General features: G+C 65.1%; 13 protein-coding genes. 4 read left to right on the forward strand and 9 right to left on the reverse strand.

Annotated elements, in window-relative coordinates:
• Positions 1-5: 5 nt before the first annotated feature.
• From B9N43_RS02130 to B9N43_RS02140, 3 genes are all read left to right on the forward strand, one after another.
• Positions 6-1,190 carry an acyl-CoA dehydrogenase family protein gene (locus B9N43_RS02130; RefSeq protein WP_145840694.1) on the forward strand — a complete coding sequence of 395 codons (1,185 nt, stop codon included), beginning with the start codon at positions 6-8 and terminating at the stop codon, positions 1,188-1,190.
• Positions 1,191-1,357: 167 nt separating this feature from the next.
• Complete coding sequence (locus B9N43_RS02135; RefSeq protein WP_145840695.1) at positions 1,358-2,497, forward strand: acyl-CoA dehydrogenase family protein; 1,140 nt, start codon at positions 1,358-1,360, stop codon at positions 2,495-2,497.
• Between the two features lie 18 nt (positions 2,498-2,515).
• A complete protein-coding gene (locus B9N43_RS02140; RefSeq protein ID WP_145840696.1) occupies positions 2,516-4,210 on the forward strand; it encodes a class I adenylate-forming enzyme family protein in 1,695 nt (564 codons plus the stop codon).
• 91 nt (positions 4,211-4,301) lie between these two features.
• Here B9N43_RS02140 and B9N43_RS02145 read toward each other — a convergent pair whose 3' ends face one another.
• The 4 genes from B9N43_RS02145 to B9N43_RS02160 all read right to left on the reverse strand — a co-directional run bounded on the left by B9N43_RS02145 (position 4,302) and on the right by B9N43_RS02160 (position 8,010).
• A complete protein-coding gene (locus B9N43_RS02145) occupies positions 4,302-5,204 on the reverse strand; it encodes an SDR family NAD(P)-dependent oxidoreductase (RefSeq protein ID WP_145840697.1) in 903 nt (300 codons plus the stop codon).
• A gap of 81 nt (positions 5,205-5,285) precedes the next feature.
• The gene (locus tag B9N43_RS02150) at positions 5,286-6,461 is read right to left on the reverse strand and encodes a steroid 3-ketoacyl-CoA thiolase (RefSeq protein ID WP_145840698.1); all 1,176 of its coding nucleotides are present in this window, start codon (positions 6,459-6,461) and stop codon (positions 5,286-5,288) included.
• Positions 6,462-6,783: 322 nt separating this feature from the next.
• Positions 6,784-7,260: a MaoC family dehydratase gene (locus B9N43_RS02155; RefSeq protein ID WP_145840699.1), complete on the reverse strand. Its 477-nt coding sequence runs from the start codon at positions 7,258-7,260 to the stop codon at positions 6,784-6,786.
• A 72-nt stretch (positions 7,261-7,332) separates the two neighbouring features.
• Complete coding sequence (locus B9N43_RS02160; protein ID WP_145840700.1) at positions 7,333-8,010, reverse strand: PaaI family thioesterase; 678 nt, start codon at positions 8,008-8,010, stop codon at positions 7,333-7,335.
• A 271-nt stretch (positions 8,011-8,281) separates the two neighbouring features.
• Between B9N43_RS02160 and B9N43_RS17320 the strand changes: the two genes are divergently transcribed.
• On the forward strand, positions 8,282-8,764 hold the full coding sequence (locus tag B9N43_RS17320; RefSeq protein WP_222428775.1) for a MaoC family dehydratase: 483 nt from the start codon (positions 8,282-8,284) through the stop codon (positions 8,762-8,764).
• Positions 8,765-8,793: 29 nt separating this feature from the next.
• On the opposite strand, the gene B9N43_RS02170 is transcribed toward B9N43_RS17320, so the two are convergent.
• From B9N43_RS02170 to B9N43_RS02190, 5 genes are all read right to left on the reverse strand, one after another.
• On the reverse strand, positions 8,794-9,330 hold the full coding sequence (locus tag B9N43_RS02170) for a flavin reductase family protein (protein WP_145840701.1): 537 nt from the start codon (positions 9,328-9,330) through the stop codon (positions 8,794-8,796).
• Between the two features lie 111 nt (positions 9,331-9,441).
• Entirely contained in the window at positions 9,442-9,840 is a 399-nt protein-coding gene (locus B9N43_RS02175) for an EthD domain-containing protein (RefSeq protein WP_145840702.1), read from the reverse strand.
• Between the two features lie 100 nt (positions 9,841-9,940).
• Positions 9,941-10,963 (reverse strand): phosphotransferase family protein, encoded by a 1,023-nt coding sequence (locus tag B9N43_RS02180; protein ID WP_145840703.1) that lies wholly within the window; start codon positions 10,961-10,963, stop codon positions 9,941-9,943.
• The gene (locus B9N43_RS02185; protein WP_145840704.1) at positions 10,960-12,282 is read right to left on the reverse strand and encodes an acyl-CoA dehydrogenase family protein; all 1,323 of its coding nucleotides are present in this window, start codon (positions 12,280-12,282) and stop codon (positions 10,960-10,962) included. Before B9N43_RS02185 ends, B9N43_RS02180 begins: the two co-directional genes overlap by 4 nt.
• 19 nt (positions 12,283-12,301) lie before the next feature.
• The gene (locus B9N43_RS02190; RefSeq protein WP_186453944.1) at positions 12,302-12,994 is read right to left on the reverse strand and encodes a TetR/AcrR family transcriptional regulator; all 693 of its coding nucleotides are present in this window, start codon (positions 12,992-12,994) and stop codon (positions 12,302-12,304) included.
• Positions 12,995-13,123: the final 129 nt, after the last annotated feature.

The raw sequence follows: 13,123 nt of genomic DNA on the forward strand, positions 1-13,123 counted from the left end.
ACAAATTGAACGAACTCGACACTTTCCGCACTGAAGTGCGCGCCTGGGTGGAAGCCAACTACCCGGCCTCCCTGCGGTCGCCGATCCTGGAGGGCGAACTGCCGATGGCCTCCAGCAAGATCGATTTCAAGAGCGCGGACGCCCGCCTCTGGTACGAGCGCATGCGCGACAAGGGCTGGCTGGCCCCCGACTGGCCGGCGGAGTACGGCGGCGCCGGCCTGGATGCCGCCCGCGCCCGCATCGTCGAAGTGGAACTGTCCCGCGCCGGCTGCCGCCAGCCCCTGGTGAGCCTGGGCATCTGGATGATCGGCCCGGTGCTGCTGGAGTTCGGTACCGACGAGCAGAAGGCGCGCTACCTGCCCGGCACCGGCCGCGGCGAGATCGGTTGGTGCCAGGGCTTTTCCGAGCCCAACGCCGGCTCCGACCTGGCCTCCTTGAAGATGTCCGCCGTGCAGGACGGCGACGATTTCGTGGTGAATGGTTCCAAGATCTGGACCTCCTACGCCTTCCTCGCCGACCAGATGTACGCCCTGGTGCGCACCAGCAACGAAGGCAACAAGCAGCAGGGCATCACCATGGTGCTGATCGACATGAAGTCGCCCGGCATCACCGTGCGCCCGATCGACCTGATCAGCGGCAAGTCCAGCTTCTGCCAGGTGTTCTTCGACAACGTGCGGGTACCGCTGAAGAACATGGTCGGCCCCTTGAACGGCGGCTGGGGCGTGGCCAAGCGCCTGCTCACCTTCGAGCGCAAGGCGATGTCCAAGTTCTCCGAGCTGAACCTGCCCGGCCCGAGCCTGGTACCCATCGTGAAGAAGGCCCTGGGCGACGCCAACGGCCGCATCGGCAGCGCGGTGATGCGCGACAAGGTCGCCGGCCTGGAGATCGAGACCCACGTCCAGGGCCTGACCCAGCAGCGCATCGTCGAGATGATGAAGGCCGGCAAGGACGTGACCAACGTCAGCGCCACCATGAAGTACCAGCTCTCCGACACCCTGAAGAAGGGGTCCGAGACCATGGTGGCGGCGCTGGGCCTGCAGGGCCTGGGCTGGGAGAGCGAGGGCTTCGCCAAGGACGAGCTGGAGGCCACCAAGCAGTGGCTCAATGACAAGGCCCACTCCATCGCGGGGGGCAGCTCCGAGGTTCAACTCAACATCATCGCCAAGCGTGTGCTCGGCCTGCCGGAATGAGGCTCGCCCCCCTTCGCCCCCCTCCGGGGGGTTCTCATTGGCTCGCTGCGCTCGGTTGTTTGGGGGAGCGTTGTGGGAAGAGTGTGCTGTTTGCGGCTGGCGCCGCGTGCCGCTTTCCCTTGGGGCGGCCCGGCGGGAAAGCTCATTTTTCACTTTAAGGAAAAATCATGGGAATGTTGTTTGATTCCGAACAGGAAATGCTGGCCGAAACCGCACGGGGTTTCTTCGCGGAGCACGCGCCCGTCGCCGCCCTGCGCAAGCTGCGCGACAGCCAGGACCCGCTGGGCTATCAGCCCGAGGTGTGGCGGCAGATGGTGGACCTGGGCTGGACGGCGATCGTCTTCCCCGAGGCCCATGGCGGACTGGAGTTCGGCTACAAGGGCCTGGGTGCCGTGTTCGAGCAGGCCAGCCGCACCCTGGCGGCGACGCCGCTGTTCGGCACCGTGGCCCTGGGCGGCAGCGCGCTCCTGCTGGGCGGCAGCGATGCCCAGAAGGAAGCCTGGCTGCCCAGGATCATCGGCGGCGAAGCCCTGTTCACCCTGGCGGTGGACGAGAAGCCGCGCCACGATCCCAAGGCCATCGCGCTCAGCGCTCAGGCCAGCGACGGCGGCTATGTGCTGAACGGCGAGAAGCACTACGTGGTGGACGGCACCATCGCCGACCAGCTGGTGGTGGTGGCCCGCACCTCGGGCCAGCCCGGCGATGCTGACGGATTGACGCTGTTCCTGGTCGATGCCAAGGCCGCCGGCGTCGAGCGCCTGCGCCGCACCCTGGTGGACAGCCGCAACATCGCCAGCATCCGCTTCAGCAACGTCGCCGTGCCCGCCAGCGCCGTGATCGGCGCCGTGGGGCAGGGCGGTGCGCTGCTCGACAGCGTGCTGGACCGCGCCCGCATCCTGCTCACCGCCGAGATGCTGGGTTCCGCCGCCTGGATGTTCGAGACCACCGTCGCCTACCTGAAGGAGCGGGTGCAGTTCGACGTGCCGATCGGCTCCTTCCAGGCGTTGCAGCACCGCGCCGCGCAGATGTACATCGCCCTGGAGATGAGCCGCAGCGCCGTGCTGGCGGCGCTCACCGCGATCGACGAGAACTCGCCGCAGCTGCCGCTGCTGGCGTCGCTGGCCAAGGCCAAGGTTTCCGATACCATCGAGCTGATCAGCAACGAAGCGGTGCAGATGCACGGCGGCATCGGCATGACCGACGAGCTGGACGTGGGCCTCCACCTCAAGCGGGCGCGCGTCTCGCAGCAGTTCTTCGGCGACGCGTCCTTCCATCGGGACCGTTATGCCACGTTGCGCGGCTTCTGATCTTCGCCAGGGACAACCATGAAAGCAATCGTCGAGAAACTGAATACGGCCAAGGCCCAGGTAACGGCGCCCGGCGCGCCCTTCGAGCTGGTGGAGCGGGAACTGGGAGGCAATACTTATCGGGTCTTCAAGAACGCCCCCGAGAACGTGATGCACCTGATCAACCAGGGTCGCCAGTTCGGCGACAAGACCTTCCTGGTCTATCAGGGGCAGCGCTGGAGCTTCAACGAGTTTTTCCGCCACGCCGACGCCCTGGCCTCGCAACTGGCCGGTCGCTATGGCGTGCAGAAGGGCGACCGCGTGGCGATCGCCATGCGCAACCGCCCAGAGTGGATGGCGGCCTTCGTCGCCATCGTCTCCCTCGGCGCCATCGCCGTTCCGCTCAACAGCTGGAGCCAGCGCGAGGAACTGGTGCAGAACCTCGCCAACGCCGAACCCAAGGTGCTGTTCTGTGACCCGGAACGTCTTGCTCACGTGACCGGAGACCTGGATGGCCTGGACATCCAGGCCGTGGTCACCGACGCCAGCGTCGCCGAAGGCGGACGCATCAGCCATTACGACAAGCTGTGCGTCGATGCGCTGACGCCGCCGCCGGTGGATATCGGCGGCGACGACCCGGTGATGATCATGTACACCTCCGGCACCACCAGCGGCGCCAAGGGCGTGCTCTCCAACCACCGGGCCTTCTGTCAGGCCCTGATGAACATCGACTTCGTTTCCGCCATTACCGCCATGGCCAGCCCGCAGCGGATCCAGGCCATGATGGCCTCCGGCTTCGAGCCCGCGGCGCTGCTCTCGGTGCCGCTGTTCCACGTCAGCGGCCTGCAGGCGCTGTTCCTGGGCGCGCTGAAGGCGGGGCGCAAGATCGTCATCATGTACAAGTGGGACGTGGACCAGGCCATCGACCTGATCGAGCAGGAGCGGCTGACCCAGCTCAACGGCTCGCCGGCGATGATGCAGCAGCTGTTCGCCTCGCCCCGCTTCGACCAGGCCGACATGTCCAGCATCGCGGCGGTGGGTTTCGGCGGTTCGGCGACGCCCCAGGTCCTGCTCGACACCACGCTGCGCAAGTTCCCCAATTCCCTGCCGGGCACCGGCTACGGCCTGACCGAGACCAATTCGACCGCCTCCTCGTTTACCGCCGAGGCCTTCGCCTACAAGCCCCGTTCCAGCGGCATCATCTCGCCCATCGTCGAAATCCACGCCGAGGACGACCTGGGCAACGTGCTGCCCAAGGGGAGCACGGGCGAACTCTGCGTGCGCGGCGTGACGGTGATGATGGGCTACTGGCGCAACCCCACCGCCACCGAGGCGGCACTGCGGGACGGCTGGTTCCACTCCGGCGACATCGGCTACGTGGATGAGGAAGACTTCGTCTTCATCGTGGACCGCATCAAGGACATCGTCAATCGCGGCGGGGAAAAGATATCCACCCTCGAGGTCGAATCCTGCATCCACCACCTGCCCGGTGTGGCCGAGGTGGCGGCCTTCGCTGTACCTGATGCGGAAATGGGCGAGGTCCTGGCGGTCGCCATCGTGCCCGAGGCCGGCGTCAGCCTCGACGCCGAGGCCGTGCGCCAGCACGTGGCCGCCCATCTGGCCGGCTTCAAGGTGCCCAAGCATGTGTCCGTGCGCAACGAGACTCTGCCCCGCAATGCGAGCGGCAAGGTGATGAAGCAGGTGCTGAAGGCGGAGATCATCGGCGGCAGCTGAGTCCGCAAGCGGAAGCCATAAAAAAACGCCAACTCTCGGGTTGGCGTTTTTCCTGAAAGCCCGCCAGCGTTCCGGCGGGTTTTTCATGCCATCAGATCGGCATGGAGTAGCCGTCCGCCACGGGCTTGTGGGACTCGTTGAAGTAGGTGGACATGACCTTGTGCATGTCGTCCAGCGCCCATTTGCCGCCGTTGGAGCTGTTGAAGCTGGTGCCCAGGGTGGGGCGCTGCACCACGGTGACCTGGCCGCCCCAGACGATGAACACTTCGCCGGAGATGTGGCCGGATTCGGGGGAGGCCAGATAGCCGACCAGGGGGGCGACGTTCTCGGGATTGAACACGTCGAAGCCCTTTTCCGGCGCGGCGAACATCGGCGCGGAGGGCGCGGATTCGGTCATGGCGGTGCGGGCGCGGGGCATGATCACGTTGGCGGTGATGCCGTACTTGATCATCAGCTGGGCGGCGCCCATGGTCATGGCGACGATGCCGGCCTTGGCGGCGGCGTAGTTGGGCTGGCCGGGGGTGCCGTAGAGCATGGACTCGGAGGCGGTGCTCACCAGGCGGCCATAGACCGGGGCCGACTTGGCCTTCTCGCGCCAGTACTTGGTGGCGTTGCGCATGTTCACGAAGTGGCCGCGCAGATGCACGCGCACCACGGAGTCGAACTCGTCGTCGCTCATGGCGAAGATGGTCTTGTCGCGGCAGAAGCCGGCGTTGTTCACCACGATGTTCACATCGCCGAAGGTTTCCAGCGTGGTCTTGAACAGGGTGTCGGAATCGTTGCTGTCGGCGCAGTCGCCGAAGACGGCGATGGCTTCGCCGCCCAGGGCCTTGATGTCGGCCACGGTGGCGTGGGAGGCCTCGACGGCGGCGGGCAGATTGATGTCGTTGATCACCACGCGGGCGCCCTGGCGTGCCAGCTGGAGGGCCTCCTCGCGGCCCAGGCCGCGGCCGGCGCCGGTAACGATGGCAACCTTTCCGGTCAAATCACCCATTTGAATCTCCTTTGGAATGTACGTGAAGGGTAATGGTAAAGCGGGGCGGACAGGCCGCCCCGTGTCGAATCCGCGAGCGGCTTACAGGCGCTCGATGATGGTGGCGGTGCCCACGGAGGCGCCGCAGCACATGGTGATCAGCGCGGTCTGCTTGTTCTGACGCTCCAGTTCGTGGAGCGCCGTGGTGATCAGGCGGGCGCCGGTGGAACCGACGGGGTGGCCCAGGGCCAGGGCGCCGCCATTGACGTTCACCTTGCTCATGTCGGCGTTGTACACCTGGGCCCAGGAGAGCACCACGGAGGCGAAGGCCTCGTTGATCTCGATCAGGTCGATGTCGTTCATGGTCATGCCGCTGCGCTTCAGGATCTTGGCGGTGGCGTCCACGGGGCCGTCCAGCACGTAGTAGGGGTCGGTGCCCACCACCACGTCGCTGATGATGCGGGCGCGGGGCTTGAGGCCGCGGCGCCTGGCTTCATCGGCGCTCATCCAGAGCACGGCGGCGGCGCCGTCGGAGACCTGGGAGCTGGTGCCGGCGGTGTGGATGCCGCCTTCCACCATGGTCTTCAGGCCGGCCAGGCCCTCCAGGGTGGTGGGGCGCAGGCCCTGGTCGCGGCTCACCACCTTGGTCTGGCCGGTGGGCTTGCCGTCCTCGCCCAGGATCGGGGCGGTGACCGGCACCACTTCGCGGTCGAAGCGGCCCTCGGCCCAGGCCTGGGCAGCGCGGCGCTGGGACTCGACGCCCAGGGCGTCGGCCTGGGCGCGGGTGATGCCGCGCATCTCGGCGATGCGCTCGGCGTTGATGAACTGGTTGTGGGAGAAATCGTAGGGGTAGCCCTCGGGGATGAAGTAGCCGGGGCCGTTGTAGGCGTTGGAGCCCAGGGGCACGCGGCTCATCGACTCCACGCCGCAGGCGATGCCGATGTCCAGGGAGCCGGCGGCGATGGCGTGGGAGATGGTGTTGTTGGCCACCTGGGCCGAGCCGCACTGGGCGTCGATGGTGAAGCCGCCGGTGGTGAAACCCTCGCCCATGGAGAGCCAGGTTTGGCGGATGATGTTGTTGGACTGCTCGCCGGCCTGGGTGACGCAGCCGCCGGCGATCATGTCCACGTCGGCGTAGTTGATCCCGCTGCGACGGATCAGTTCCCGGAGCGTCGCTCCCAGCAAGGCGGTGACGTGCATTCCACTGAGGTCGCCCACAATGGTCTTGCCCCGGCCAATGGGGGTTCGGCAGGCTTCGACGATGACGGCTTCAGGCATGGTGGCTCCTTTGTGTGATCTCGGAAAACGGAAAAGCGCCCGGCGGGCGTGTCGTGGCGAGTGCGGGCGGCGGACTGCCGGGCGCTCTTCGTGTGGGACGATTTTACCTTGCGGGCCTGGCGGTCCGCGGCAGCGGCGGTGAAATGCGAACCTGCTCGGCTAGGCCGTTTGCGGGCGTTTCCGGCCATTTCGGAATGGTCTCCGCGAGGCACGCGCAGCGGCCGATGCCGCGCCGATCTCGCGGCGTTCGACGCGGTCGGCGCGGCGAAAAAAACGGCCGCGGTCCGAAAGATCGCGGCCGTGCCCGAATGCGAATGGCGGATCAGACGAAGACGAAGGCCATCTCGTAGATCAGCGCGGGCTTGTCGCTGCCCACGGCGGCCAGCTCGGTCTCGGCGGTGACCTTGGTCTTGCCGTTGGCAACCTCGATGTCCTTGATCCGGCTGCGGGCGCGGATTTCGCTGTCCACCACCACGGGGTTGAGGAAGCGCAGCTTGTCGGAGCCGTAGTTCATCATGTGGCGGTAGCCGGTGACGATGGTGGAGACGTCCGGCAGGGTCTGGAAGCGGGAGAGCATGGAGAGCAGCAGGAAGCCATGGGCGATGGTCCTGCCGCCAAAGGGGCTCTGGGTCTTGCAGCGCTCCACGTCCACGTGCAGCCACATGCGGTCGCCGGAGAGGTCGGCGAACTGGTTGATCATGTCCTGGGTCACCTTTACCGCGGGGCTCCAGGCACCCAGTTCGGGGGAGATCAGTTTCTTCAGGCCTTCGGCGTCCTGATAGTGGATGGTGTCGCTCATGGCAGGCTCCAATGTCGAGTGGATGGGAAAAATGTCGGAATCGATTCTAGCAACGGCGTTCGGTGGGCCGGCTCAGGCAGCGCCGTCCATCAGCTGGCGGAAGCGCTCCCGGCTGACGTGCACGAACAGCCCCTCGGCGGAGGCGGTCATGATGCCGTTGGCCCAGATCTCGCCGGTGAGGATGTTCTTGCGGCCCTTCACCTCCTTCACCCGGCCGACCAGTTGCAGCTCGGTGCACAGCGGGGTGGGGCGGTGCATGCGGGTGGTGAGCGTGCCCGTGGGGCCGGGCTGCCCGGTCAGGCTCTGGGCGATGCCGAGGAACTGGTCGAAGATCGCGCAGACGAAACCGCCATGCACCGTGTTGGGCGGGCCTTCGTAGCGCCAGTCCAGATAGGCGCGGCCATGGGCCACGCCGTCCTCGAACCAGGTGTTGAAGGGCGGCGCCAGCGGGTTGCTCTTGCCGTCCATGGGGTTCAGCTCGTAGCCCAGTCGGCGCGAGGTGCCGTGCAGTCCGTTCTCGAAGGCCAGCCGGCCGTGCAGACTCGGGGCCTGGCCCAGGATCTCGGCCTGGCGCAGCAGCTCCGCCGCCACCGAACGCAGGGCGGCCGCGTCGCTGGTGGTGGTGACCAGCTTGCCGATCACCGCGCGGGCCGCTTCCACCGCCTCGCGGCGAGCGGCCCAGTCGTCGTTCACCGGGGCCTTCACGGCCGGGCACTCAAAGGGGTTGAAGGTATCGTCTTCTTCGCTCATGGCTGTGCTTCGCAATGGAGTTGGGAGAGAGCCCTGCTGGCGTGGACGCCGGGCTCGATGTGCTTGTTTGTGCTTGTTGTCGGGGCTCAAGCTTAATGGCATTGGCGGCCGGAATTTTATCCGGGATCGAATTGCGAACAAACCGGCGGCCGCCCCGGACTACCATTCGGCAAATCGATGGGACGCTGAATGGCGCGCCGATGTCTTGCCCGGCAAGGCTTGCCATTCATGGCCCATGCAACCGATTTTGGATTTCCACCGGAGCCGCCTCATGAACCACGCAATCCCCAAGCGCCAGATCGACTTCCGCGACATCGCCGCCCTGCAAGCCCTGGTGAGCGAGGAATATTCCCCCTGGAGCAACCCGTTCGTCGTCACCCAGCAACTCATCGACGACTTCGCCGCCCTGAGCGGCGACGACTACTGGATCCACACCGATCCCGAGAAGGCCCGCGCCCAGAGCCCGTTCGGCACCACCATCGCCCACGGCGCGCTGGTGCAGGTGCTGGCCAGTCGCTTCCACATTCCGCTGGACTGGGAGATCGTCGGCTTCAACAACATGGTGAACTACGGCTCCGACAGACTGCGCTTCCCCAGTCCGGTGCCCGCCGGCAGCGCCATCCATGCCCGCTGCCGGGTCAAGGCGGTGCAGGCGGTGAAGGCCGGCACCCAGGTGACCCTGGAAATCGCCATTCACGTCGTCGGCCAGGAGCGGCCGTCGGTGCTGAACGAGCAGGTGATTCTGTACATGTGAGGGAGGGGGCTGGCGGGATCGAAGGCTTTTCAGCGCATGCGCGAGGGAAGCTTGACGGTCTCCCCGGCCACCATGAACCTGCCGTAGCCGCGGTGGTGAAGCGTGCGCGGGTTCCTGACCTGGGCATCCACCCAGGCCGCAACCACCTCGAGCACGAAGAACGAGTATTTCCGCACCATGCCGGTGTCGACCACGCGGCATTCGAGGCTGGCGAAGCACTCGTCGATCAGCGGCGCCGACACCCGCGTCGCCGCCCGCCGCGTCAGGCCGAATTTGCCGAACTTGTCGAGCCTGGCTCCCGTCGAGTTGCCGCACCCCACCACCTGGCGCGCGATCTCCAGCGACGGGATGTTCAGCACGCATTCCTTGGTTGCGCGCAGCAGCGCGTAGGAATGGTTGCGGCTGCTGACGACGCAGCCGACCAGCGGCGGCTCGAACTCCAGCATCGTATGCCAGGACAGCACCATCGCATTGGACTGAGCGCCTTTGGCCGTGGTCAACAACAGCACGGGGCCCGGCTCCAGCAAGCCATACACCTTGGCGAGCGGAAAACGCTTCTTGGGCATGATGGATCAGCCTCCGGGAGGGGTTCGGGTGGATCGGACCTACGCGGCAACGCGCGGCGGAACGTGAAAGCGAGCGGCGCCGTTTCAAACTAGCAAACAGGGGAGGGGCCTTCAATCCTCGATTGATCGGTTTTCCGCAGTGTCGCCGATCACCACCCGTTCCTCCGCCAGCCAGAGCGGCGAGCGGGCCAGGTCCACGAAGCGCCGCTCGTCCTCGTACAGCGCCTGATGGGCCGCCGCCGCCGTTGGATCGGTGGCCATCGCCGTCAATGCGTCGGCGCTTTCCAGCCAGATTTCCGCGATGCCGTCATAGGGCTCCGGCGCCTGGCGGAAGGCCCGCAGGCTCGCCGTGACCTCCCCCGGCACGGCCGCGCTCTGCACATAACGCACGATGCCCAGCGCCTTCTGATGCTGCCGGACCAGGGGCGCATGCACCTCGCGCCAATGACGCAGAAATTCCTCATGGCTGAGCGTGGGGAGGCGGCGAACGCAGAAGGTGAGTTTGATCATGAGGGCTGGGCCGAGGGAAGGGTCAGTGTCGACTTGTCTTTGATTCTCCAATGGTGCTGGCGGTCCATCGGTCGGTTTTCAAGGTCTCTTTCGATGCAGCTCAGAGCAGTGACTGGGCGTGCTGCAGGTAATCGATCACCCGTTGCCCCACGAGGTCGATCGCCTCCACTTTCATCCCGCCGGAAGCGCCTTGCTTCATGCGGTTGTAGACGCCTTCCACGATGCAGGCCTGCTTCCACCAACTGAAGGCGGTGTACCAGTCCAGATCGTTCACGGTATGGCCGGAACGCGCCTGGTAAAGGTCGATGACGAAATCACGGTGCGGAAACAATGGGTTTCTGGTCGGCGGATCCTGGAGCCAGAACAACCGGTCGCCAGGTTCGGCCCAATAGTTGAGCGACCAGACGAAATCGGCGATGGGATCACCGATGGTGCACAGTTCCCAATCCAGCACGGCCGCCACCCGATAGCCGTCGTTCAGTATGATGTTGTCGAAACGGTAGTCGCCGTGTGCCAGTCCCGGTCTGACCGTGGTGGTCGGGATATTCTTGGACAGGGTCTCATGGAGGCTGTCGATGAGTGGGACATCGCGGCTCTTGGCCGCCTCCACCTGTTTCTTCCAGCGCGCCAACTGGCGTTCGAGATAGCCGTCGTGGCGGGCCAGGCCCGCCAGGCCGACGGCTTCCAGATCGATCTGGTGGAAGGCGATCTGGGCATCGATCAGGGATTCAGTCGCGCGCAGGCACTCCCCCGCGCTCATGCCCTCGACCGCTGCCAGGTCGCGGAGGATCAGGCCATCGACCATTTCCATGCAGTAAAAGTCGACCCCGTTCACGGCCGCGTCGTCGCAATAGGCCAGCATGGCGGGCACCGGCACGGACGAGTCGCCGAGGGCGCTCATGATGTCGTATTCGCGCCGCATGTCATGGGCGGTCGCGATGCGGGCGCGCACCGGCGGCCGGCGCAGGACGAAGCGTTTTCCGTTGCCGGCGGTGACGATGTACGTCAGGTTGGAGCCGCCGGCCGCCACCAGGTCGAACCGATAGGGGGCGGGAAGTCCATCGAGGTTCGCCGCCAGCCAGTCGGTGACGGGAGGCAGATTGATGCCCTTGATCTCGCTCATTTCACTTCAGCCTTTACCTTGGCCACGAACTCGCCGAACTTCGCCAGCGCCTTGGCCTTCTGGTCCGGGATGAATTCGGTGGGATGGCCTTCCTTGGGCGCCACGTCCTTCAATTCCAGCCGCGCCACGGTTTGCTTGTGGATCTCATCCGCGCCATCGGCGACCCGCAGGCCGCGGCCGGTCCGGTACATCTGCTCCAGGGGCATATCGCTGGAATAGCCCAACGACCCGTGAATCTGGATGGCCCGGTCAATCACCTTCAACAGGATGTTGGGCAAGGCGAATTTGGTGGCGGCGATCTCCTTTTGCGACTCCAGGCTGTGAGGGCCATGACGATCCATGGTCCAGGCCGCCTTCAGCACCAGCAGGCGCGCCATTTCGATCTCCACGTAACTCTCGGCGATCATCTCCTGGACCAACTGATGCTTGCCCAGCGGCTTGCCTTTGGTGGAGCGGGAGACTGCGCGCTCCTTCATCATTTCATAGGCACGCTTGCATTGGCCGATCACCCGCATGGCATGGTGGATGCGGCCGCCACCCAGGCGCTTTTGCGCCAGCGCAAAACCATCGCCCGGCTTGCCGATCATGTTCTCCAGCGGCACCCGGCAGTTGTCGAACTTGACTTCGGTATGGCCCCCGATGCGTACATACAGGTCGCCCGGATCGCTATGCCTGGGATGGGCCATGGTGCCGACATCCCGGATCAATTCCAGCCCCGGCGTGCCCCTGGGGACGATCACCATGCTGGCGCGCTGATGGGGCGGTGCCTGCGGGTCGGTCACCGCCATCACCACCAGAAAATCGGCCACCGAAGAATTGGAGGCGAACCATTTATGGCCATTGAGGACCCAATGGTCGCCGTCCCGGACGCAGCTGGTGGCAATGCCGGTCGGATCGGAACCCGAGGTGTTGAATTCGGTGAGCGCGAACGTCGAACGGACTTCGCCGTTCATGAGCGGATACAGCCATTTCTGCCGCTGGCTTTCGTCGGCGCCGGCGGCAATCAATTCCGCGTTGCCCGAATCCGGGGCCTGGCAGCCGAAGACCTCCGGCGCCAGATCGCAACGACCCAATATCTCATGCATCAGGGCCAGATGCATTTGCCCCCGGCCCTGTCCGCCGTCCTTTGGCGGCAAATGGGCCGCCCACAGGCCGCGATCCTTCACCTGCTGCTTGAGCGGGGCGAAGATGGCGTCCATTTGCCGCTGGGTCACATCTTCCAGCAGCAATTCCAGCGGGATGACGTTTTCGTCGATGAACTGGCGCATCCAGTCCAGTTCGGCTTGCACTTCCGGCGGCGTACAAAAATCCCAGGTCATATGCAGTCTTCAGTCGTTGTCACAAAGATGGTGTTTCCGGCGCTTGGCGAATCACGACCGCATCCGTCAGCAATTGGGCATAGTGGTTGAAGTTGGCCTTGATGTCGAAGTCTTCGGTGCCTCCAAACATGCGATACAGCCCCATCAACAGGGGTGCCAGAATCAGGTCGGCCATGATTCCGGGATCGATGTCGGTGCGCACATCGCCTTGTTCCACTCCGAACTGCAGCAGGGAGATGACCGCGTCGCGATATTTCTTGATGGCGGCGTTGTTCGCCTGCGTATCGGTGCTGCGAATCCGGGTCAGTTCGAGATAGATCACCGAGTTGACGGCGCGGTATTTGGTGAAGTGATCCGCCGCTGCCGCGAATGCTCTCTCGATGCGCTGCGCAGTCGTGCCAGGTTTGGCGCAGAGGTCGCGCAATATGCCTGGATAGATGTCCTCGAAGGGCTTGGCCAGCTCCAGTACGATGGAATCCTTGCTGGGAAAGTAATTGAAGAGGGTGGTGCGCGAGATCATCGAAGCGGCGGCGATCTGATCCATGCTCGTGTTGGCGAACCCCTGGGATTCGAACAACTTGACGCTGACGGACAGCACCGTCTCCCAAACCTGCCGCTTCTTGTGTTCACGCAGGCCCATGACCGGCTTCCCGGCCCGGCCCGGCAGTGATGTCTTTGGAGCATCGCCAATGATCGCGAGGGTGCGGTTCACAGTCTCCGTCCGAATCCGATACGTTTGAAAACCGGCAGGCACAAGCCATGTCCAGCCTGCTCCGGCCAGTCGATGCTTTTGACTGGGATACTCGCCAGTCAGCCACATCGAACGGATTCAGCTTAGCAT

The sequence above is a fragment of the Denitratisoma sp. DHT3 genome (genome assembly GCF_007833355.1).
Classification (GTDB): Bacteria; Pseudomonadota; Gammaproteobacteria; order Burkholderiales; family Rhodocyclaceae; genus Denitratisoma.

Excerpts from the sequence above, each read along its gene's own strand:
- B9N43_RS02160 (WP_145840700.1), bottom strand. The coding sequence starts at position 8,010 with ATGAGCGAAGAAGACGATACCTTCAACCCCTTTGAGTGCCCGGCCGTG.
- B9N43_RS02180 (WP_145840703.1), bottom strand. The coding sequence starts at position 10,963 with ATGAGCGAGATCAAGGGCATCAATCTGCCTCCCGTCACCGACTGGCTG.
- B9N43_RS02140 (WP_145840696.1), top strand. The coding sequence starts at position 2,516 with ATGAAAGCAATCGTCGAGAAACTGAATACGGCCAAGGCCCAGGTAACG.
- B9N43_RS02155 (WP_145840699.1), bottom strand. The coding sequence starts at position 7,260 with ATGAGCGACACCATCCACTATCAGGACGCCGAAGGCCTGAAGAAACTG.
- B9N43_RS02135 (WP_145840695.1), top strand. The coding sequence starts at position 1,358 with ATGGGAATGTTGTTTGATTCCGAACAGGAAATGCTGGCCGAAACCGCA.
- B9N43_RS02145 (WP_145840697.1), bottom strand. The coding sequence starts at position 5,204 with ATGGGTGATTTGACCGGAAAGGTTGCCATCGTTACCGGCGCCGGCCGC.
- B9N43_RS17320 (WP_222428775.1), top strand. The coding sequence starts at position 8,282 with ATGAACCACGCAATCCCCAAGCGCCAGATCGACTTCCGCGACATCGCC.
- B9N43_RS02150 (WP_145840698.1), bottom strand. The coding sequence starts at position 6,461 with ATGCCTGAAGCCGTCATCGTCGAAGCCTGCCGAACCCCCATTGGCCGG.
- B9N43_RS02185 (WP_145840704.1), bottom strand. The coding sequence starts at position 12,282 with ATGACCTGGGATTTTTGTACGCCGCCGGAAGTGCAAGCCGAACTGGAC.
- B9N43_RS02170 (WP_145840701.1), bottom strand. The coding sequence starts at position 9,330 with ATGCCCAAGAAGCGTTTTCCGCTCGCCAAGGTGTATGGCTTGCTGGAG.
- B9N43_RS02175 (WP_145840702.1), bottom strand. The coding sequence starts at position 9,840 with ATGATCAAACTCACCTTCTGCGTTCGCCGCCTCCCCACGCTCAGCCAT.